The 16,171-nt window shown below is 69.0% G+C and carries 19 protein-coding genes and 3 pseudogenes; 15 read left to right on the forward strand and 7 right to left on the reverse strand.

Going from position 1 to position 16,171, the window contains the following annotated elements:
* Window positions 1–81 precede the first annotated feature (81 nt).
* The 4 genes from G4G29_RS14255 to G4G29_RS22400 are packed head-to-tail and all read right to left on the reverse strand — an operon-like array spanning window position 82 to window position 4,007.
* Window positions 82–297, reverse strand: a complete 216-nt coding sequence (locus tag G4G29_RS14255; RefSeq protein WP_183150559.1) for a hypothetical protein — start codon at window positions 295–297, stop codon at window positions 82–84.
* A complete protein-coding gene (locus G4G29_RS22390; protein WP_244632048.1) occupies window positions 290–1,708 on the reverse strand; it encodes a hypothetical protein in 1,419 nt (472 codons plus the stop codon). Before G4G29_RS22390 ends, G4G29_RS14255 begins: the two co-directional genes overlap by 8 nt.
* A complete protein-coding gene (locus tag G4G29_RS22395; protein ID WP_244632049.1) occupies window positions 1,651–3,009 on the reverse strand; it encodes a hypothetical protein in 1,359 nt (452 codons plus the stop codon). The genes G4G29_RS22390 and G4G29_RS22395 overlap by 58 nt, the downstream gene beginning before the upstream one ends.
* Complete coding sequence (locus G4G29_RS22400) at window positions 2,901–4,007, reverse strand: hypothetical protein (RefSeq protein WP_244632050.1); 1,107 nt, start codon at window positions 4,005–4,007, stop codon at window positions 2,901–2,903. The genes G4G29_RS22395 and G4G29_RS22400 overlap by 109 nt, the downstream gene beginning before the upstream one ends.
* A 178-nt stretch (window positions 4,008–4,185) precedes the next feature.
* Here G4G29_RS22400 and G4G29_RS14265 point away from each other — a divergent pair, with 178 nt between their 5' ends.
* Window positions 4,186–4,581 (forward strand): methylated-DNA--[protein]-cysteine S-methyltransferase, encoded by a 396-nt coding sequence (locus G4G29_RS14265; RefSeq protein ID WP_244632666.1) that lies wholly within the window; start codon window positions 4,186–4,188, stop codon window positions 4,579–4,581.
* Window positions 4,482–4,697 carry an MGMT family protein gene (locus G4G29_RS22405; RefSeq protein ID WP_244632051.1) on the forward strand — a complete coding sequence of 72 codons (216 nt, stop codon included), beginning with the start codon at window positions 4,482–4,484 and terminating at the stop codon, window positions 4,695–4,697. Before G4G29_RS14265 ends, G4G29_RS22405 begins: the two co-directional genes overlap by 100 nt.
* Window positions 4,698–4,779: 82 nt before the next feature.
* On the opposite strand, the gene G4G29_RS14270 is transcribed toward G4G29_RS22405, so the two are convergent.
* Both G4G29_RS14270 and G4G29_RS14275 read right to left on the reverse strand, forming a co-directional pair.
* Complete coding sequence (locus tag G4G29_RS14270) at window positions 4,780–6,417, reverse strand: cation acetate symporter (protein WP_183150560.1); 1,638 nt, start codon at window positions 6,415–6,417, stop codon at window positions 4,780–4,782.
* Window positions 6,414–6,761 (reverse strand): DUF485 domain-containing protein, encoded by a 348-nt coding sequence (locus tag G4G29_RS14275; protein WP_183150561.1) that lies wholly within the window; start codon window positions 6,759–6,761, stop codon window positions 6,414–6,416. Before G4G29_RS14275 ends, G4G29_RS14270 begins: the two co-directional genes overlap by 4 nt.
* A 112-nt stretch (window positions 6,762–6,873) precedes the next feature.
* Between G4G29_RS14275 and G4G29_RS14280 the strand changes: the two genes are divergently transcribed.
* From G4G29_RS14280 to G4G29_RS14285, 3 genes are all read left to right on the forward strand, one after another.
* Window positions 6,874–7,638 carry a GAF domain-containing protein gene (locus G4G29_RS14280; protein ID WP_244632052.1) on the forward strand — a complete coding sequence of 255 codons (765 nt, stop codon included), beginning with the start codon at window positions 6,874–6,876 and terminating at the stop codon, window positions 7,636–7,638.
* Window positions 7,563–7,730 (forward strand): LuxR C-terminal-related transcriptional regulator, encoded by a 168-nt coding sequence (locus G4G29_RS22410; RefSeq protein WP_244632053.1) that lies wholly within the window; start codon window positions 7,563–7,565, stop codon window positions 7,728–7,730. The genes G4G29_RS14280 and G4G29_RS22410 overlap by 76 nt, the downstream gene beginning before the upstream one ends.
* Window positions 7,731–7,810: 80 nt before the next feature.
* Window positions 7,811–8,173: an Lsr2 family protein gene (locus G4G29_RS14285; RefSeq protein WP_183150562.1), complete on the forward strand. Its 363-nt coding sequence runs from the start codon at window positions 7,811–7,813 to the stop codon at window positions 8,171–8,173.
* 27 nt (window positions 8,174–8,200) lie between these two features.
* Here G4G29_RS14285 and G4G29_RS14290 read toward each other — a convergent pair whose 3' ends face one another.
* Window positions 8,201–8,683, reverse strand: a complete 483-nt coding sequence (locus tag G4G29_RS14290) for a MarR family transcriptional regulator (RefSeq protein ID WP_309491585.1) — start codon at window positions 8,681–8,683, stop codon at window positions 8,201–8,203.
* Window positions 8,684–8,883: 200 nt separating this feature from the next.
* Between G4G29_RS14290 and idi the strand changes: the two genes are divergently transcribed.
* The 10 genes and pseudogenes from idi to G4G29_RS22420 all read left to right on the forward strand — a co-directional run bounded on the left by idi (window position 8,884) and on the right by G4G29_RS22420 (window position 16,167).
* Entirely contained in the window at window positions 8,884–9,405 is a 522-nt protein-coding gene (gene idi / locus G4G29_RS14295) for an isopentenyl-diphosphate Delta-isomerase (protein ID WP_183150563.1), read from the forward strand.
* A 3-nt stretch (window positions 9,406–9,408) separates the two neighbouring features.
* The gene (locus G4G29_RS23520) at window positions 9,409–9,960 is read left to right on the forward strand and encodes a polyprenyl synthetase family protein (RefSeq protein WP_274601181.1); all 552 of its coding nucleotides are present in this window, start codon (window positions 9,409–9,411) and stop codon (window positions 9,958–9,960) included.
* Entirely contained in the window at window positions 9,918–10,490 is a 573-nt protein-coding gene (locus tag G4G29_RS23525; protein WP_274601246.1) for a polyprenyl synthetase family protein, read from the forward strand. The genes G4G29_RS23520 and G4G29_RS23525 overlap by 43 nt, the downstream gene beginning before the upstream one ends.
* On the forward strand, window positions 10,487–11,395 hold the full coding sequence (locus G4G29_RS14305) for a squalene/phytoene synthase family protein (protein WP_183150564.1): 909 nt from the start codon (window positions 10,487–10,489) through the stop codon (window positions 11,393–11,395). Before G4G29_RS23525 ends, G4G29_RS14305 begins: the two co-directional genes overlap by 4 nt.
* Window positions 11,392–12,930: pseudogene (gene crtI, locus G4G29_RS14310) on the forward strand (phytoene desaturase family protein); the annotation flags it as partial. The gene G4G29_RS14305 and the pseudogene crtI, both read left to right, overlap by 4 nt.
* Before the next feature lie 49 nt (window positions 12,931–12,979).
* The gene (locus G4G29_RS14315; RefSeq protein WP_183152851.1) at window positions 12,980–13,327 is read left to right on the forward strand and encodes a lycopene cyclase domain-containing protein; all 348 of its coding nucleotides are present in this window, start codon (window positions 12,980–12,982) and stop codon (window positions 13,325–13,327) included.
* Between the two features lie 56 nt (window positions 13,328–13,383).
* Window positions 13,384–13,665 (forward strand): annotated as a pseudogene (locus tag G4G29_RS14320) (lycopene cyclase domain-containing protein); the annotation flags it as partial.
* Window positions 13,662–14,553: pseudogene (locus tag G4G29_RS14325) on the forward strand (prenyltransferase). The pseudogenes G4G29_RS14320 and G4G29_RS14325, both read left to right, overlap by 4 nt.
* A 108-nt stretch (window positions 14,554–14,661) precedes the next feature.
* Window positions 14,662–14,880, forward strand: a complete 219-nt coding sequence (locus G4G29_RS22415) for a hypothetical protein (protein WP_244632054.1) — start codon at window positions 14,662–14,664, stop codon at window positions 14,878–14,880.
* Window positions 14,881–15,009: 129 nt separating this feature from the next.
* Window positions 15,010–16,167, forward strand: a complete 1,158-nt coding sequence (locus G4G29_RS22420; RefSeq protein WP_244632055.1) for an MMPL family transporter — start codon at window positions 15,010–15,012, stop codon at window positions 16,165–16,167.
* Window positions 16,168–16,171 lie beyond the last annotated feature (4 nt).

The following is a 16,171-nucleotide window of genomic DNA, read 5'->3' on the forward strand; positions in this document are numbered from 1 at the left end:
CGCTCCGTCGCACCGGAAGACGCACGGTCCTCTCGCGAGGGTCCGTGCGTCTTCCGCTGCGCGGAGGTGCGCATCGACGCCTCAGTAATGCGGCGGGACGTCCTGGAGCAGCTGGTCGTCGTTCGGCCCCTTCGGGCCCTTCGGCCGGTGCGGAGGAACCGTCAGTGTCGACTCGTCGCCGCTGCTCGCCTCCGGCTCCGGATCGCTGCCGGGAACCGGGGTCAGGCGGGCGCGACGCGAACCGGGAACCCGCACCACACGCTGACGCGGTGAGGGGGACTCGGAGTCGTCAGTCATTCTGCGAGTCGACGATGTCGATCGGCTGGGTGTCGTTCTCCGCGCGCGGAGCGGTGTCGGAGATCCCGAGCACGGCGGCGATGCGGGTGGCCACCGTGGCCGGGTCGCTGTAGAGATCGAAGGCGTGCACGCGCACGTAGTGCCAACCGAGGCGACGGAGCACATGCGGGCGCAGCCGCAGGGTCTCCCGCAGCGACTCGCCGCGAGACTCCGGGTCGGACTCGATCACGACCGCCTTGCCCGCATGCTGGGCGACCAGCGGCAGCAACCCGCGGTAGTCGACATCCACGGAGGCGCCGAGACGTCGCAACTCTCGCGCCAAGGCCAGCGTGAGGGGATCCGCGAGGTCTTCCAGTCGGGCGTCCCTGCTGCGCGCAGCCAGGCCGCCGAGGATCGACATGAGGGTGGCTGCACCGTGCTCGAGGCGCCCGTCGTCGAAGGAGGACGGGCGGATCGACGACACCAGGACCATGGAACGTCGCGCACGCGTCATGCCGACCGTGAGCAGTCGTTCGCCGTCAGGCGTCGAGAGATCGCCGAAGTCGCTCAGGACCCGGCCGTGCTTGGTGAGTCCGAAGCCCAGCGAGAAGATCACGCGGTCACGACTCTCGGCCACCGACTCCTCGAGGGTGAGCACCGCGAAGGGCTCCGCCGTGTCGCGGCCGACGAAGTCGGCCACATCGGACCGACCGGCGAACGCCGAGGTGACGGCGGCACGCACACGCTCCGCATGCCGGGCGCTGGCCGTGACGACCATGAGCGACTCGGCGGGGCGGTGCACGGCGTGCTCGACGACGAGGGTGACGACGCGGGCGACCTCCGCATCCGGGCTCTCGACGGCGCCGGAGACAGGGTCGGGCGTTCCCGTCCCGCCCTCCACGTAGTCGACGGAGAGGCTGCCGCGACCCAGGTACGAGCCCGCCCAGGGCAGCGAGACGATCTCGCCTCCGTAGAAGGCGTCGTTGATCAGCTCCGCGAGGTCTTCCCCGCCTGCCCGGTAGCTGCGGGTCAATGTCATCACGGGCAAGAGCTCGGACAGCCGTTCGAAGACGGACACGTCGTCGAACGGCACCTCGGCCTCCCAGGACTCCTCCGGGTCAACGGCGATGTCGAACGGCGTCGGGCGCTGCGTCACCGGGTCCCCGAACGCGACCACCTGACGTGCTCGACGGATGGCCGGCGCGGCCTCGGCGAGGTTGATCGCTGCGGCATCCACCAGGAGCACGGTGTCGAACTCCACGGATTCCGGGATCTCAGGCACGAGATACGGCGAAGAGATCCACACGGGGGCGAGCACGTCGACGAGTGTGGGGGCTGCGCTGACGATCTGCGCCGTGGTCGCGCCCGGCTGCGTCAGCGCACGACGGAGATGCTGCGACTGCTGCGGCTCGTCGACGATCGCGATCCGCACTGATTCGCGAGCTGCCAGGCGAGGAGCGGACCCGCCATCGCCGCGTGCGCTTCATCGACCAGCCGGAAGTCGCGTTCGAGCCGGTCGACGACCGCGGTGTTCGCGCCGAGAAGGGCGCGGTTGTCCTGGAGCGCCCGCTCGAGGAGCGACTGCCACCAGGCGAACTCGAGTTCTTCTCCGACCTGCGACTCCGCGACGTGACGCACCGACAGCTCGGCGAGAAGCGGCTCAAGGCCGAGGAGGGCCAGCCGATCGCGCAGCTGCGCGCGTTCCACGAGGTTCTCGAACACGTCGGACTTGGCAGCGAGTCCTGCCAGGGTGCGGACGAGGCGCGCGACCGGGAGAGAGGCGAGGGGCTCACGACGTCCGAGGGCGACATCGAGTTCGGCGAGCTCGGCCTGGACACGCTGCCAGGCCACGTATACATCGGCGAGGCCGAGCGGGATCTCCGGTGCGACCCCGGCCTCGACACAGCGCTGCCACTGCGTGCGCTGCGCCTGGATCCGGAGCAGGGACTCGTGCATCTCGGTCACGTGGACGCCCGGACGGACGTACTCCTTCGCAAGACGACGCAGCCTCCGCCGGTTGGCTCCCGAGAGTCCAGGGGCATCACGGCGCGAACCGTGCGCCTGGATGAGTTCGCCGAGGGGCCGCTCGAAGACGGTGGGGCTGAACCGATCGAGCGAGTCACGGATACCCTGCAGCAGGCGCAGGTACTCCCCCAGCTCGTCGATCGTCGCGAACGGTCGCATGTGCGTCTGCGCGATGAGCTCGTAGCCTCGTTCGAGGAGGGCGGGAACGCTGCTCGAATGCAGTCGACCGGCGAGCTCATGCGCGGCCCGTGCCGCCTCGGTGCTGGAGAATGTGACGCCGTACCACGGCGAGTCATCGGGGCCGAAACGGAACTCACCGAGTCGGGCGGCATGGGCGAGCGCCTGGGCAGCCTCGCTGCGATCTGCCGCGAGGCGACGCAGCGCGTCGGTGCCGAGGCGCGCGGTGGTCGACGGCGGGATCGGGAGCGAGGCGAGCCTCGTGAGGTGGCGGGTCGCGTCGAGGACCGAGGCATCCATTCCGGCGACAGGAGCCGTGAGCGCCTGTCGATAGTCACGGAGCACGGTGCGTAGACGCACGAGGGCGTCGTCGACATCGCCGACCTTCGGCGCGACGGCCTTCTCGTTCCGGCCGATCGCCCTCACCAGGTCGCGCCGCACGCTCGCGGGAGAGATGGCGAGACTGTCGAGTCCGATGCCGGCGAGCCGGTGGCGGACACCGTCGAGAGTCGACCGACGTGCCGAGACCACCAGGACCCGCTTCCCGCCGCGCACCAGCTCCCCGAGCGCATTGATGACAGTCTGCGTCCCCCGGTGCCGGGGAGCGTCGCGACCGTGAGAGAGTGCCCTGCGGCGACGCGGGCGAGCACGGCTTCCTGCTCGGCGTCGGCATCGAGGAGAAGATTGTCCGACGCCGGCGAGCGATCGTCCGGGCCGGTGTGGTGCGGGGTCGCACGCGGTGCGGTCACGCGTTCCCGGTCGCCCACGTGGCCGCCGAGCGCGTTCAGGAGGACGTGGTCCAGGCTCCCGCCGTCCCGTGACATCGCGCCCGACACGTCCGCGAAGGTCGAGACCACGAGACGCGGCTCCACCGAGAACGTGTCGATCGAGCGCGTCATCGCACGCAGGCTGTCGATGACCGGCTGCGGCTTGAAGATGCCGCCGTCATACGCGAGGGCGGCGAGCGCGGCGGCATCGATCGAGAGACCGAAGTGCTCACGGGCGATGCGGACGAGTTCGGGGTTCACCTCGAAGGCGCCCTGGAGCTTGAGCTCGAAGTCGGAGTGGTGGCGGCGGATCGCCAGGGGGCGCAACAGCACCGGCGCGGCGAAGCCCGCTCCGCCGATGCGCCAGCGAGCGACGCCGACGGCGAGGTGCACAGCCTCGATCCCCCGCACGGTGCGCAACTCGGTGTTCTTCGCGGTGATCCGCTCCGCGGCCAGCCGTGCCGTGCGCAGTCCGACCTCGTCACGGAAGAGGTTCGACAGGAGAGTCGACTTCCCGGTGATGAACTGCGGCAGGCTGCCCGGATGCGCCTTCGAGATGTCGATGCCCGACTCGGGCCCGTCGCGGAAGCTGACCAGGGGCGACGGCCCGCCGAAGTCCGCCGCCTCCGCCCTGAGCCTGGTGCGCTCGGCCTCTGCGGCATGTGCGATCTCGACACCGGTCGCGGTCTCGTGCAGATCGCTGATCGACACAGCAGCGTCGGCCGCTGTGCCATCCGCAGACTTCTCTTCACGTCGCCACACATTGACACCCTAGGCGCGCGACCCGGCGAGGGAGCGTATCCCGGGCGGGTTTCCGCCGAATTTCCGCTCCGGACGGGCTCTCGCCACTCCTCCTGCCCGACCGTCGGTCCGCTCACGTTCTCCACCCGGCCCGGGATCAGCGTGCCGGGCCGTCGGCGCCTCCGGTCAGGATGGTGACATGACCTTCCGCTACGACTTCGCTCCGACTCCTTTCGGCGATGCCCTCGCGGTGTTCTCCGACGAGGGCATCGTGCGCTTCGATCTCTCCGAATCCGAAGACCCGCAGGTACCGTGGCTTCTCGAGGGAGTCTCTCGACAGCTTCACGCCGTTCCCGAACCCGACCCCGGCGCCGCCGACGACCTCGCGCGTCTTCTCGACGAATACTTCGACGGCGAGCCGGTCCGCTTCGAGGAGCATCTCCGCCTGGACTGGCGCCTGGCCGAGGGCTTCGCCCTGACCGCTCTGCAGACGATATGCAGCATTCCGTGGGGCGAGACGATGAGCTACGGCGAGGTCGCCGTGCTCGCGGGTCACCCGGGGCAGCACGCGCCGTCGGCACCGCCTGTCGACTGACACCGTTCTCGATCGTCGTGCCCGTGCACCGGGTGGTGCGTTCGGACGGATCGGTCGGGCACTACGGCGCACATCCCGAACGCAAGCGGTTCCTCCTCGACCTCGAGGCCGCCTGATCCGCGCCGACGGAAGACGTGGACCCGGCGAGTAGGCCGCCGGGTCCACGTTCCACCCCATGGTCAGGGCCGATCCCCGATGTCAGTGATCGACGGCTTTCTCGGCACCGAAGCCGGTCAGTGAGCGCACCTCCATCTCGGCGGCCAGTTCCGGGGACTCCTTGCGTGTGCTCGTGATCGTTCCGAGCCACCCGAGGAGGAATCCGAGGGGGATCGAGACGATCCCCGGGTTGTTCAACGGCCAGACGGCGATGTCGATCCCGGGGATCATCGAGGTCGGGGTGCCGGAGAACACCGGCGACAGGATGATCAGCAGGATGGCGGACCCCAGCCCGCCGTACATGCTCCACACGGCACCACGGGTCGTGAACCGTCGCCAGAACAGCGAGTACAGGATCGTCGGCAGGTTCGCGGAGGCGGCCACGGCGAACGCGAGCGCGACGAGGAACGCGATGTTCTGTCCCTGCGCACCGATCCCGCCGATGATCGCGAGGATTCCGATCACGATGACGGTGCGCCGCGCCACACGGACCTCGCCGTTCGGGTCCGCCTCGACCGGCTCGCCTGCCGCATCCTTCTTGCCCTTCTGGATCACGTTCGCGTAGATGTCGTGCGCGAACGAGGCCGCGGCCGTGATGGTCAGGCCGGCGACCACGGCCAGGATCGTCGCGAAGGCGACGGCCGAGATGAAGCCGAGGAGGACCGGACCACCCAGCTCGAGCGCCAGGAGCGGCGCCGCGGAGTTGACCCCGCCGGGAGCGGCAGCGATGACGTCGGCGCCCACGAGCGCACCCGCGCCGTAGCCGAGCACGAGCGTCAGGAGGTAGAACCCGCCGATGAGCCAGATGGCCCACACCACAGAGCGCCGGGCCTCCTTCGCCGTCGGCACGGTGTAGAAGCGCATCAAGACATGCGGCAGTCCGGCGGTGCCGAGCACGAGCGCCATCCCCAGTGACAGGAAGTCCCACGGGTTCGCACCGTACTGCAGACCGGGCTTCAGCACCGCGTCGCCTTTATCGGAGTTCGCGACCGCCGCTTCGAGAAGGGTGTTCAGGCTGAAGCCGTTGATCGCGAGGACCCAGATCGTCATCGCGAGCGCGCCGCCGATGAGGAGGAAAGCCTTGACGATCTGCACCCATGTCGTGCCCTTCATCCCGCCGATGAGGACGTACACGATCATCAGCACGCCGACCACTGCGATCACGATCGACTGGCCGAGGCGGCCGTCGATGCCGAGCAGCAGCGATACGAGTCCGCCGGCGCCCGCCATCTGCGCGAGCAGGTAGAAGAAGCACACCGCGAGGGTCGTGATCGCCGCCGCCATCCGCACCGGCCGCTGCTTGAGCCGGAACGACAGCACGTCGGCCATCGTGAACTTCCCCGTGTTGCGCATGAGCTCGGCCACCAGCAGCAGCGCCACGAGCCAGGCGACGAGGAATCCGATGGAGTAGAGGAATCCGTCGTATCCGTTGATCGCGATGGCACCGCAGATACCCAGGAAAGAGGCCGCGGACAGGTAGTCTCCTGCGATCGCGAATCCGTTCTGCGGTCCGGTGAAGGACCGCCCGGCCGCATAGTAATCGGCGGCGGTCTTGTTGTTGCGGCTCGCACGGATCACGATGAACAGCGTCACCGCGACGAATGCCAGGAAGATGGAGATGTTGAGGACCGGGTTGATCTCGAGTTCGACGGTCTCGGTCGCGGTGCGGATGCCGTTCATGCCTGCGCCTGCGCTTTCTCGAGGTCTTCACGGATCTCCGCCGAGAGCGGATCGAGTTTCCGATTCGCGAACGACACATACGCCATGGTGATCGCGAACGTGGTGACGAACTGTCCGAGTCCGAACAGCAGTCCGACGGTGATATCGCCCCAGACGCGTTGTCCCATGAATTCCGTCGCGAATGCCGCGAGCAGCACATAAACGAAATACCAGATGAGGAAGAACGCGGCGAGAGGGAAGATGAAGGATCTCTGAGTGCGTTTCAATGCGAGGAATCTCGGGGACTGCTCGACGGCGATGTAGTCGATCGCGCCGTCCGATTCTGCGTGCGTCTGGTCGCTCATGGGGCCTCCTTGCCACATGTCAGGGTCCTCGCACGAGCCCGTCGCGCGAGTGGTAGGGTCGACGCTACGAAACGGGGAACGGCGTCGTCACCCCCGGAAGTAGGTAGTCGTCTTGAGCGCAACGGTCACCCTCGAATCCGAGGCCGAGCTCGTCGCCAACGCGGTGCGCGAGCTCGCCAGGCGTACACGTTTTCCCGTCGCCTTCGGCGGCCTCATCGAAGAGGGCGTCGTGAGCGTCACGAGCATCGTGGGCGCACGGACCCGGTCGCTTGACGGCCTGCGCGTCCGCCCGGAGCGCGGTCTCGGGGGACGCGCGATGATCGAACTGCGCCCGCGTATGACCAGCGACTACGGGTCGTCGCAGCAGATCACCCACGATTACGACGTGTTCGTCCTGGGCGAGGGCCTTCGCACGCTGCTCGCGCTGCCCATCGTGGTGCAGGGTCGCTCCCGCGGCGTCCTCTATGCGGGAGCATGGGACGAGGAGCAGATCGGCGGCGTCACGACCGCACCGGCGATGCAGGTGGCGCAGTCGGTCGCCGACGAGCTCCGCATCCGCGACGAGGTGCAGCGCCGCCTGCAGACGACACTTCTCGCGGGCGACACCGTCGCGCCTCCGCAGCGCGAGGAGTTGCGCGAGAGCTTCGCCGAGCTGCGCAGCATCGCGGCGTCCGTCGACGACGCCGACATCCGCGCGCGGATCTCCCAGGTGGAGCGCCGCCTGTTGACGTTGGCCGGCGACGCGGTGCCTGCGACGACGGGCGCGGTATCGACCGTCCACCTCTCCCCCGCGAGACCGACGTGCTCGCCTGCGCCGCGTTGGGCTCCACCAACGCGGAGATCGCCTCCCAACTGGGTCTTCGCGAGGGCACCGTGAAGGCCTATCTGGGCACCGCGATGTCGAAGCTCGACGCCTCCACGCGCCATGCGGCGGTCACGCGCGCCCGCCGTGCCGGTCTCCTCCCCTGAGACATCGCCGGTGTCGAATTACGACGGGTCGAGCATTTCGCGGTTGTCGCAATTCCGATCGGGGGAGTAAAGTCCTTTTCATGGCGAGACGAATTGTGCATCAGCTGGTCGACGATATCGATGGCAGCGTCCTGGAGGTCGGCGAAGGCGAAACCGTGCATTTCTCGCTCAACGGGGCATCATACGAGATCGACCTCAATACCGAGCACGCGGAAGAATTGCGAAACGCGCTCGAACCTTATATCTCCGCGGGCCGACGTGCCGGCTCGGCGGGAACCGCACGTTCGTCGAACAGTGCACGCTCGGCGTCGCCTCGGAAACGACCGGCACGCAATCCCGAAGTCGCCGCGATCCGTGCGTGGGCGAACGAGAACGGTTACAGCCTCTCGGAACGCGGCCGCATTCCTGCACCGGTGCTCGAGGCGTACCGCGCCGCGCACTGACAGAGACGCCGGAGCGGAGGAGGGCCGCTACCCTTCGTCTTTCGGCAACCAGGCCTCGTCGCGCAGGGTGATCTCCTCGGTCATGTCGGCGAGGAATCGGATCACGACGTCCCGCTCCTCCGGCGTCAGTCTCGCTGCGGCGTAGAACCGTTTCGCCTGCTGCCGCCCCACCGTCTCCATGGCCGCATGCCGGGTCTCCGGGGTGATCGTGATCGCGAGCGCCCGTCGGTCCGTGGGGTGGGGTGCGCGCTGGATGTGTCCGCCGCGCTCCAACCGGTCGAGGAGTTTCGTCGTGGCCGCCGTCGAGACACCGAGGTGGCCGGCGATGCCGCTCGGCGTGGCGACCAGCTCGCGATTGGCGCACACGATCAGGTAGTGCAATGCGCGCATGTCCGTCTCGTTCAGCTGCATGTATCGACGCGAGGCCTGGGACAGCCGCTGCTCGGCGTCTCTGAGATTGCCGAGCGCCTCCATCAGCCGCGCGATCTGCCGCAGGTCTTCGGGAGGCACCCCGTGCGATCGATGAGCGTACTGCGCGGGTCGCTGGATTCGACGTCGTAGATGGCCGCGTGGCTCAGCCCGTCCGACGTCGCGTGCGCGCCGGAGGGCGGGGTGGTGCCGCGCGCGCTGTCCATGCGATCATGTTACACACGAACAGTTTCATGCTAAGTTGATTACTCACTTGGTTAGCTAAACGACGAGAGGACGCCATGGACGACGTGACGCTCCTCGCCGAAGACGGGACCGCCGTCGGCGTCCTGGCGAAGAGCGAGGTCCACACCACCGACACTCCCCTCCACCTCGCGTTCTCCTGCTATGTGCTCGATCGGGACGGACGACTGCTCGTCACCCGTCGCGCCCTGTCGAAGCTCACCTGGCCGGGCGTCTGGACGAACAGCTTCTGCGGACATCCGCGCCCTGGCGAGGAGATGCTGGACGCGGTTCGACGACGTGCCGTCGACGAACTGGGTCTGCGGCTGGACGACGTGCGCCTCGCGCTCCCCGACTACCGCTACCGGGCCGTCGATGCGAGCGGCATCGTGGAGAACGAGATCTGTCCTGTGCACGTCGCCGTCGTCGAGACGGAACCGACCGCCGATCCGGACGAGGTTTCCGAGTGGGCGTGGGTCGAGATCCCGCCCTTCATCGAAGCCGTCGCCGCCGCACCCTTCGCTTTCAGCCCGTGGCTGGTGGAGCAGCTTCCCCTGCTGCGCCGTCTCGGCGAGGTCTGACCCATGTCCGGCACGGTGACGGTCGAAGACCTCGGAACACGGATCGAGGAGGTCCTGCGCGACCGGTTCGCCGAGCGTGCCACGGCGGCCGAGCGGTACGGAGCGGAGTTCGTCGCACTGTGGCAGACCGCCGCAGAGCACGCGACCGGCGGCAAGCTCCTCCGCCCGCGGCTGTTCATCGACCTCCTCCGCGCCCTGACGCCGGCGGGACTCACAGAGGTCGAGACGCACCGTGCCATCGGCATCGCGGTCGATGTCGAGCTCCTCCACTTCGCCTTCCTGCTGCACGACGACGTCATCGACGGAGATCTCTTCCGCCGCCGTCGCCCGAACCTCATCGGTGCACTCGCGCAACGGCACGCCACCGACCCCGCCGAGTCGGTCCTGCACTGGGCCCGCTCCAGCGCGATCCTGCTCGGAGATCTGCTGCTGGCATCCGCCACGCTCGGGTTCGCCCGCGCCGAAGCGAGCCCCGACACGCGTCGGCGGCTGCTGGCCTGCTGGAGCAGACCATCTTCGAGACCGTCGCCGGCGAGCACACCGATGTCGCTCTGAGCGACGGGGTGGTCACTCCCGACCTGCGGACCATCCTCGCCACGAGCGCCTACAAGACGGCGACCTATTCCTTCGTGCTCCCCCTGCGTGCGGCCGCCGTGCTCGCGGAGGCCACACCGGCCGCGGAAGAGCACCTGACCGAGATCGGGCGCCATCTCGGACTCGCGTACCAGTTGCAGGACGACCTGCTCTCGGTGTTCGGCGACGCGGAGGCGCATGGCAAGGACCCCTTCTCGGACCTCCGTGAAGGCAAGGAGACCGCGATCATCGCCTACGCCAGGATGACGGGGCACTGGCCCAGCATCGAACTCCGCTTCGGCACACCGGAGCTCAGTGAGCCGGACGCCGCCGACATGCGCGATCGGCTGCGTGAGTGCGGCGCCGAGGACTTCGTCCGCGGCCTCGTGCAGGAACAGCTGACCGCCGCATCGACCGTGCTCGCCGAGGCCGAGACCGAGGGAACCCTGTCGACCGCCGCCGCACGAACCATCCTCCAGCTCGCCTCTCGCATCGAGGGCCGCAGCGAATGACCGCCACTCCCTCAGGCGGCCCCGACAGGGCCGCCCTGCAGCGCTTCAGCCGGACGGCGGAGATCGCGACGACCGACGTGATCCGCACCTACTCGACGTCCTTCGGCCTGGCCACCCGCCTTCTCGGCGGCCGCCACCGCCAGCACGTCCGCAACATCTACGCGATGGTGCGCATCGCCGACGAGATCGTCGACGGGGTCGCGGCAGAAGCCGGTCTCGATGCCTCGGCCCAATCGGCAGCGCTCGACTCGTACATCGCGGAGACGCACCGCTCGATGCGCACCGGTTACAGCAGCGACCTCATCCTCCACGCGTTCGCCCGGACGGCTCGCGAATGCGCGATCGGAGAGGATCTGACAGATCCGTTCTTCGCGTCCATGCGTGCCGACATCGCCGCGGACTCCGACTTCGCCGCCTACGACTCCGCCGCGCACGCGATGTACGTGCACGGCTCGGCGGAGGTCGTCGGACTCATGTGTCTCCAGGTGTTCCTGCGCGGTGCCGAGCGCACGCCGGATGAGCTCGTGACCCTCCGGCACGGCGCCCGACAGCTCGGAGCCGCGTTCCAGAACGTGAACTTCCTGCGTGATCTGGCCGACGACACCGACCGTCTGCACCGCGGATACCTGGGAGGAGCCGAGCGGCTGACCGACGCCGAGCGTGACGCCTGGGTCGAGACGATCACGCGGCAGCTTGCCGACGCCCGCGCAGCGATCCCGCTGCTGCCGAAGGACGCCCGTGCGGCCGTCCGCAGCGCACTGGCCCTGTTCGCGGCTCTGACCCGTCGCGTCGCGCGCACCCCTGTCGAGGTGCTCTACCGCCGGCGCGTGCGCGTTCCCGACCCCCTCAAGGCCGCGCTCGCCTCCCGCGCGCTCATCATCACGGCCCTGGAGCGCGACCGATGAGCCGCGTCGTGGTGATCGGAGCCGGCGTCGCCGGCCTCGCGACGGCCGGACTCCTCGCCAAGGACGGCCACGAGGTCGTCGTGCTGGAGAAGAACGACAGGGTCGGCGGACGAGCCGGCACGATCGAGCGCGACGGGTTCCGGTTCGACTCCGGCCCGTCGTGGTACCTGATGCCCGAGGTCTTCGACCACTTCTTCGCGATGATGGGCACCTCGACCGCCGCGCAGCTCGACCTCGTGCAGCTCGATCCGGGGTATCGGGTCTTCCGCTCCCCCGAGTCCGGGGACGACCCGGTGACCGTGCCCGCAGGTCGCGAGGCGGTCACCAGACTCTTCGAGAACCTCGAGCCGGGTTCGACGAGCGCGCTCGATGCGTATCTCGACTCCGCGCAGGATGCCGGAACGATGGCGCAGAAGTACTTCCTCTACAACCCTTTCACCCGCATGCGGTCTCTCGCCGTTCCTGACGTTCTGCGCGCATTGCCCCGTCTCTCGGCGCTGCTGGGCACGCGGCTTCAGGCGTTCGCGGCCCGCCGCTTCCGGCACCCGGTCGTCCGTCAGATCCTCGGGTATCCCGCCGTCTTCCTCGGCACCGACCCGCGCACCGCTCCGGCGATGTACCACTTGATGAGCGCGCTCGATCTCGATCAGGGCGTCAGCTACCCGCAGGGCGGCTTCTGGCACGTGGTGGAGCGGATCGAGGCGCTCGCGCGCGACGCGGGCACACGGATCGTGACCGGGGCCGACGTCGTCGGTATCCGCACCGAGGATGTCGACGGCGCCCCGACGGCGACGGGTGTGGAGTGGCGCGACGGATCGGGCGACCGGCATCTCGAGAGCGCCGACATCGTCGTCTCGGCCGCCGACCTGCATCACACCGAGACCGCCCTTCTGCCCCCCGCCCTGCAGTCGTACCCCGAATCATGGTGGGCACGGCGGACGAGTGGACCCGGTGGAGTGCTGGTGATGCTGGGGGTTCGCGGCCCCTTGCCGCAGCTCCCGCACCATTCGCTGTTCTTCACCGACGATTGGGATGCGAACTTCGACGCCATTTTCGGCGCGTCCCCGTCCGTCCCCTCCCCGGCGTCGATCTACGTCTGTCGGCCGAGCGCCACCGATCCGGAGGCGGCCCCGGCCGATCACGAGAACCTCTTCGTGCTGATCCCGGTCCCCGCGGACGTCGAGCTCGGCGGGGGCGGCACCGACGGCTCCGGTTCTCCGGCGATCGAGAGGACCGCCGATGCCGCTATCGCGCAGATCGCCGAGTGGGCGGGAATCCCCGACCTCCGCGAGCGGATCGTGGTGCGAGAGACCCGGGGCCCCGCGGACTTCCGCGACGACTACCGCTCGTGGCGCGGCGGGATGCTCGGCCCCGCGCACATCCTGTCGCAGAGCGCGATGTTCCGCGCGCAGAACGCCTCTCGCCGCGTTCGCGGCCTGTTCTACGCCGGCAGCACGACCGCACCGGGTGTGGGTGTGCCGATGTGCCTGATCAGCGCCGAGATCGTGCTGAAGAGGGTGCGCGGCGATCACTCCCCGGTCCCCTCGAGGAACCCGCGAAGGTCGGCGCGGCGGCGGAGCGCTGATGGGTGCGATCTACCTCACGGCCCTGCTGCTCTCGCTCGGCTGCATGCTCCTGCTCGACTGGCGGTTCCGCCTGTTCTTCTGGCGCGACGCGGTGACGGCGGCGATCGTGACCGCCGTGGGCGTCGTCTTCTTCCTCATGTGGGACGTCGCGGGCATCGCGAGCGGGATCTTCTTCCGCGGCGAGGGCCCGATCGCCTCCGGCATCGTGCTCGCACCGGAACTCCCCCTCGAGGAACCGGTGTTCCTGGCGTTCCTCGTGGTGTGCACGATGGTCCTCTACACCGGTGCCGCCCGCCTCCTCGGGCACCGTCGCGCTCGGTCGGTCGAGACAGGAGGGGGACGATGACCTATCTCGCCCTGTCGACCGCGTTCCTGGCCGTCGCCGCGCTCGGCGGCACCCTCGCAGCCATCGTCACGCGGCGGCGCCCGGATGCCGCGGCGCTGGGCCTCACCGCCCTCGCTCTGCTGCTGCTCACAGCCGTGTTCGACACCGTCATGATCGCGTCGGGGCTGTTCCACTACTCGCCCGATCACCTCGCCGGCGTGCACATCGGCCTGGCGCCGATCGAGGACTTCGCCTATCCGGTCGCCGCCGTGCTTCTGCTCCCGGCGCTGTGGACGGCTCTGCGTTCCCGCCGCACGCGCCGCGACGAAACGCTCCGCACCGAGGAGGGTTCCGCATGAGCGCGCCGACGTCCGGGCGCCAGGGACTCGGCGGCGACCTCGCGCAGATCCTGCTCTCCTCGCGCCCGATCAGCTGGATCAACACCGCCTTCCCCTTCGCGGCCGCCTACCTCCTCAGCACGCGCGAGGTCGACCTCACGCTCGTCATCGGCGCCGTGTACTTCCTCATCCCCTACAACCTCGCGATGTACGGGATCAACGACGTGTTCGACTACGCCTCCGATCTGGCCAACCCGCGCAAGGGCGGCATCGAGGGCGCGCTCCTGTCGCCGCGCATCCATCGCGCGACGCTCTGGGCGGCAGCGCTGACGAACATCCCCTTCCTCGTCTACCTCGCGGTCGTGGGCAACCCGGCCTCGTGGATCTGGCTGGCCGTGAGCGTCTTCGCCGTGATCGCCTACTCCGCACCGGTACTGCGGTTCAAGGAACGGCCGTTCCTGGACTCGCTCACCTCGAGCACGCACTTCGTCAGCCCCGCGGTCGTCGGTCTCGCGCTGGCCGGAGCCCCGGTCACCCCCGCGACGGTGCTGACGCTCGGCGCCTTCTTCCTCTGGGGCATGGCCGCGCACGCGTTCGGGGCTGTGCAGGACATCGGGCCGGACCGCGAGGGGGATCTCCTCGATCGCGACGGTCATCGGGGCTCGCACCACCGTGCGCCTCTCGCTGGGCCTGTGGACCGTCGCCGGAGCGGCCATGCTGCTGACGCCCTGGCCCGGGCCGCTCGCCGCGATCCTCGCCGTGCCCTACCTCGTCAACGCCGCCCCGTGGTGGAACGTCACGGATGAGACGTCCGCGTCGACCAACCGCGCGTGGCGGCGCTTCATCGCTCTGAACTACGTCGCCGGCTTTCTCGCGACGATGATCCTCATCCTCGCGTGGGTCTCATGACCGCGCACACCCGACCCCGGAAGGAACCCCGATGTCCTCATCGAGGTCCCCGATCTCCCGCCGACCCCGCCGACCAGGGACCGCTCGCGACGCCACTCCTGGGTGCGCGTGCTGATCCCCGTGGCGCTGATCCTCGTGTGGCTGGTCGGAGCGTCGCTCGGCGGGCCGCTGTTCGGCAAGGTCGACGAGGTCTCCTCGAACGATCAGACCACCTATCTCCCCGAGTCCGCCGATGCGACCAAGGTGCAGCAACGGCTCGGCGATTTCAACGACTCTGACGACATCCCAGCGATCGCCGTGCTCACGTCCGACGAGCCCACTCAGTGACCGAGCTCGAAAACGATCACCGAGGCTGTCGCCGGCGCCCCGACGTTCGAGGGGTGGCAGATGACGTCTCGCCGGCGATCCCCTCTGAAGACGGACGCGCCGCGCAGGCCTTCATCCCGATGGACGGCGATGAAGGCTGAACGATGCCGTCGCGCGGTCGGCGACGAACTGCGCGGTGCCGTGCCCGACGGCGTGACCGTGTACATCACCGGCCCGGCGGGATTCAGCGCCGATCTGGTCGCGGGCTTCGCCGGCATCGACGGACTCCTCCTCGGCGTCGCACTCCTGGCGGTCCTCGTCATCCTCGTGCTCGTGTACCGCTCGTTCCTCCTTCCCCTCGTGGTGCTCTCGACGAGCCTGTTCGCGCTCTGCGTCGCGCTCCTCGTGGTCTGGTGGCTCGCGAAGTTCGAGGTGCTGCTGCTCAGCGGCCAGACCCAGGGCATCCTGTTCATCCTCGTGATCGGTGCGGCGACGGACTATGCGCTGCTCCTCGTCGCCCGGTTCCGAGAGGAGCTGCGCATCGCACAGGACAAGGGCACGGCGCTCATGGCTGCCTGGAAGGGTTCGGTCGAACCCATCGTCGCCTCCGGGGGGACGGTGATCGCCGGGCTGCTGTGCCTGCTGCTCAGCGACCTCAAGTCGAACAGCACCCTGGGGCCGGTCGCGGCCATCGGGATCGTGTTCGCGATGCTCGCCGCGCTCACGCTCCTCCCGTCAATCCTGTTCGCGTTCGGTCGCGCGGCGTTCTGGCCGCGACGTCCCACTTCGAGCCTGACGTCGTTGCCGCCGAGCACGGCGATCCGCGAGACGGGCCTCTGGGCTGGACCGGCCGGATCAAACGCGTCGCCCCCGCCCGATCTGGATCGTGACCGCCATCGTGCTCGCCGTCGGCGCAGTCGGCATCGACCCAGCTCGACGCCGACCGGCGTGCCGCAGTCCGACCTCGTGCTCGGATCTTCTGAGGCCCGCGATGGGCAGGTGGCCCTCGGCGAGCACTTCCCCGGCGGATCCGGGAGCCCGGTACGTGATCGTCGACGAGGACGGCTGCAGGATGCCGCCGCCGACGTGCTGCTGGCGAACGACGGCGATCGACGGGCTCGCGGTCACGGCCGCCGATGCCCCAGTGGAACGGCACCGGTGACCGCTGACGGGATCGGCGCGGCGCCCGGCGCCTGCGGCTCCGGGAACTGTGGCGCCGCAACCGACGACGTCGACGGCGATATGCTGCTGCAGGGCACGCTTACCGAGGCGGCCGACTCCGGATGCGGCTGGCGATACGGTGCGTGAGCTG

It is taken from the genome of Microbacterium sp. Se63.02b, assembly GCF_014171575.1.
Classification (GTDB): Bacteria; Actinomycetota; Actinomycetes; order Actinomycetales; family Microbacteriaceae; genus Microbacterium.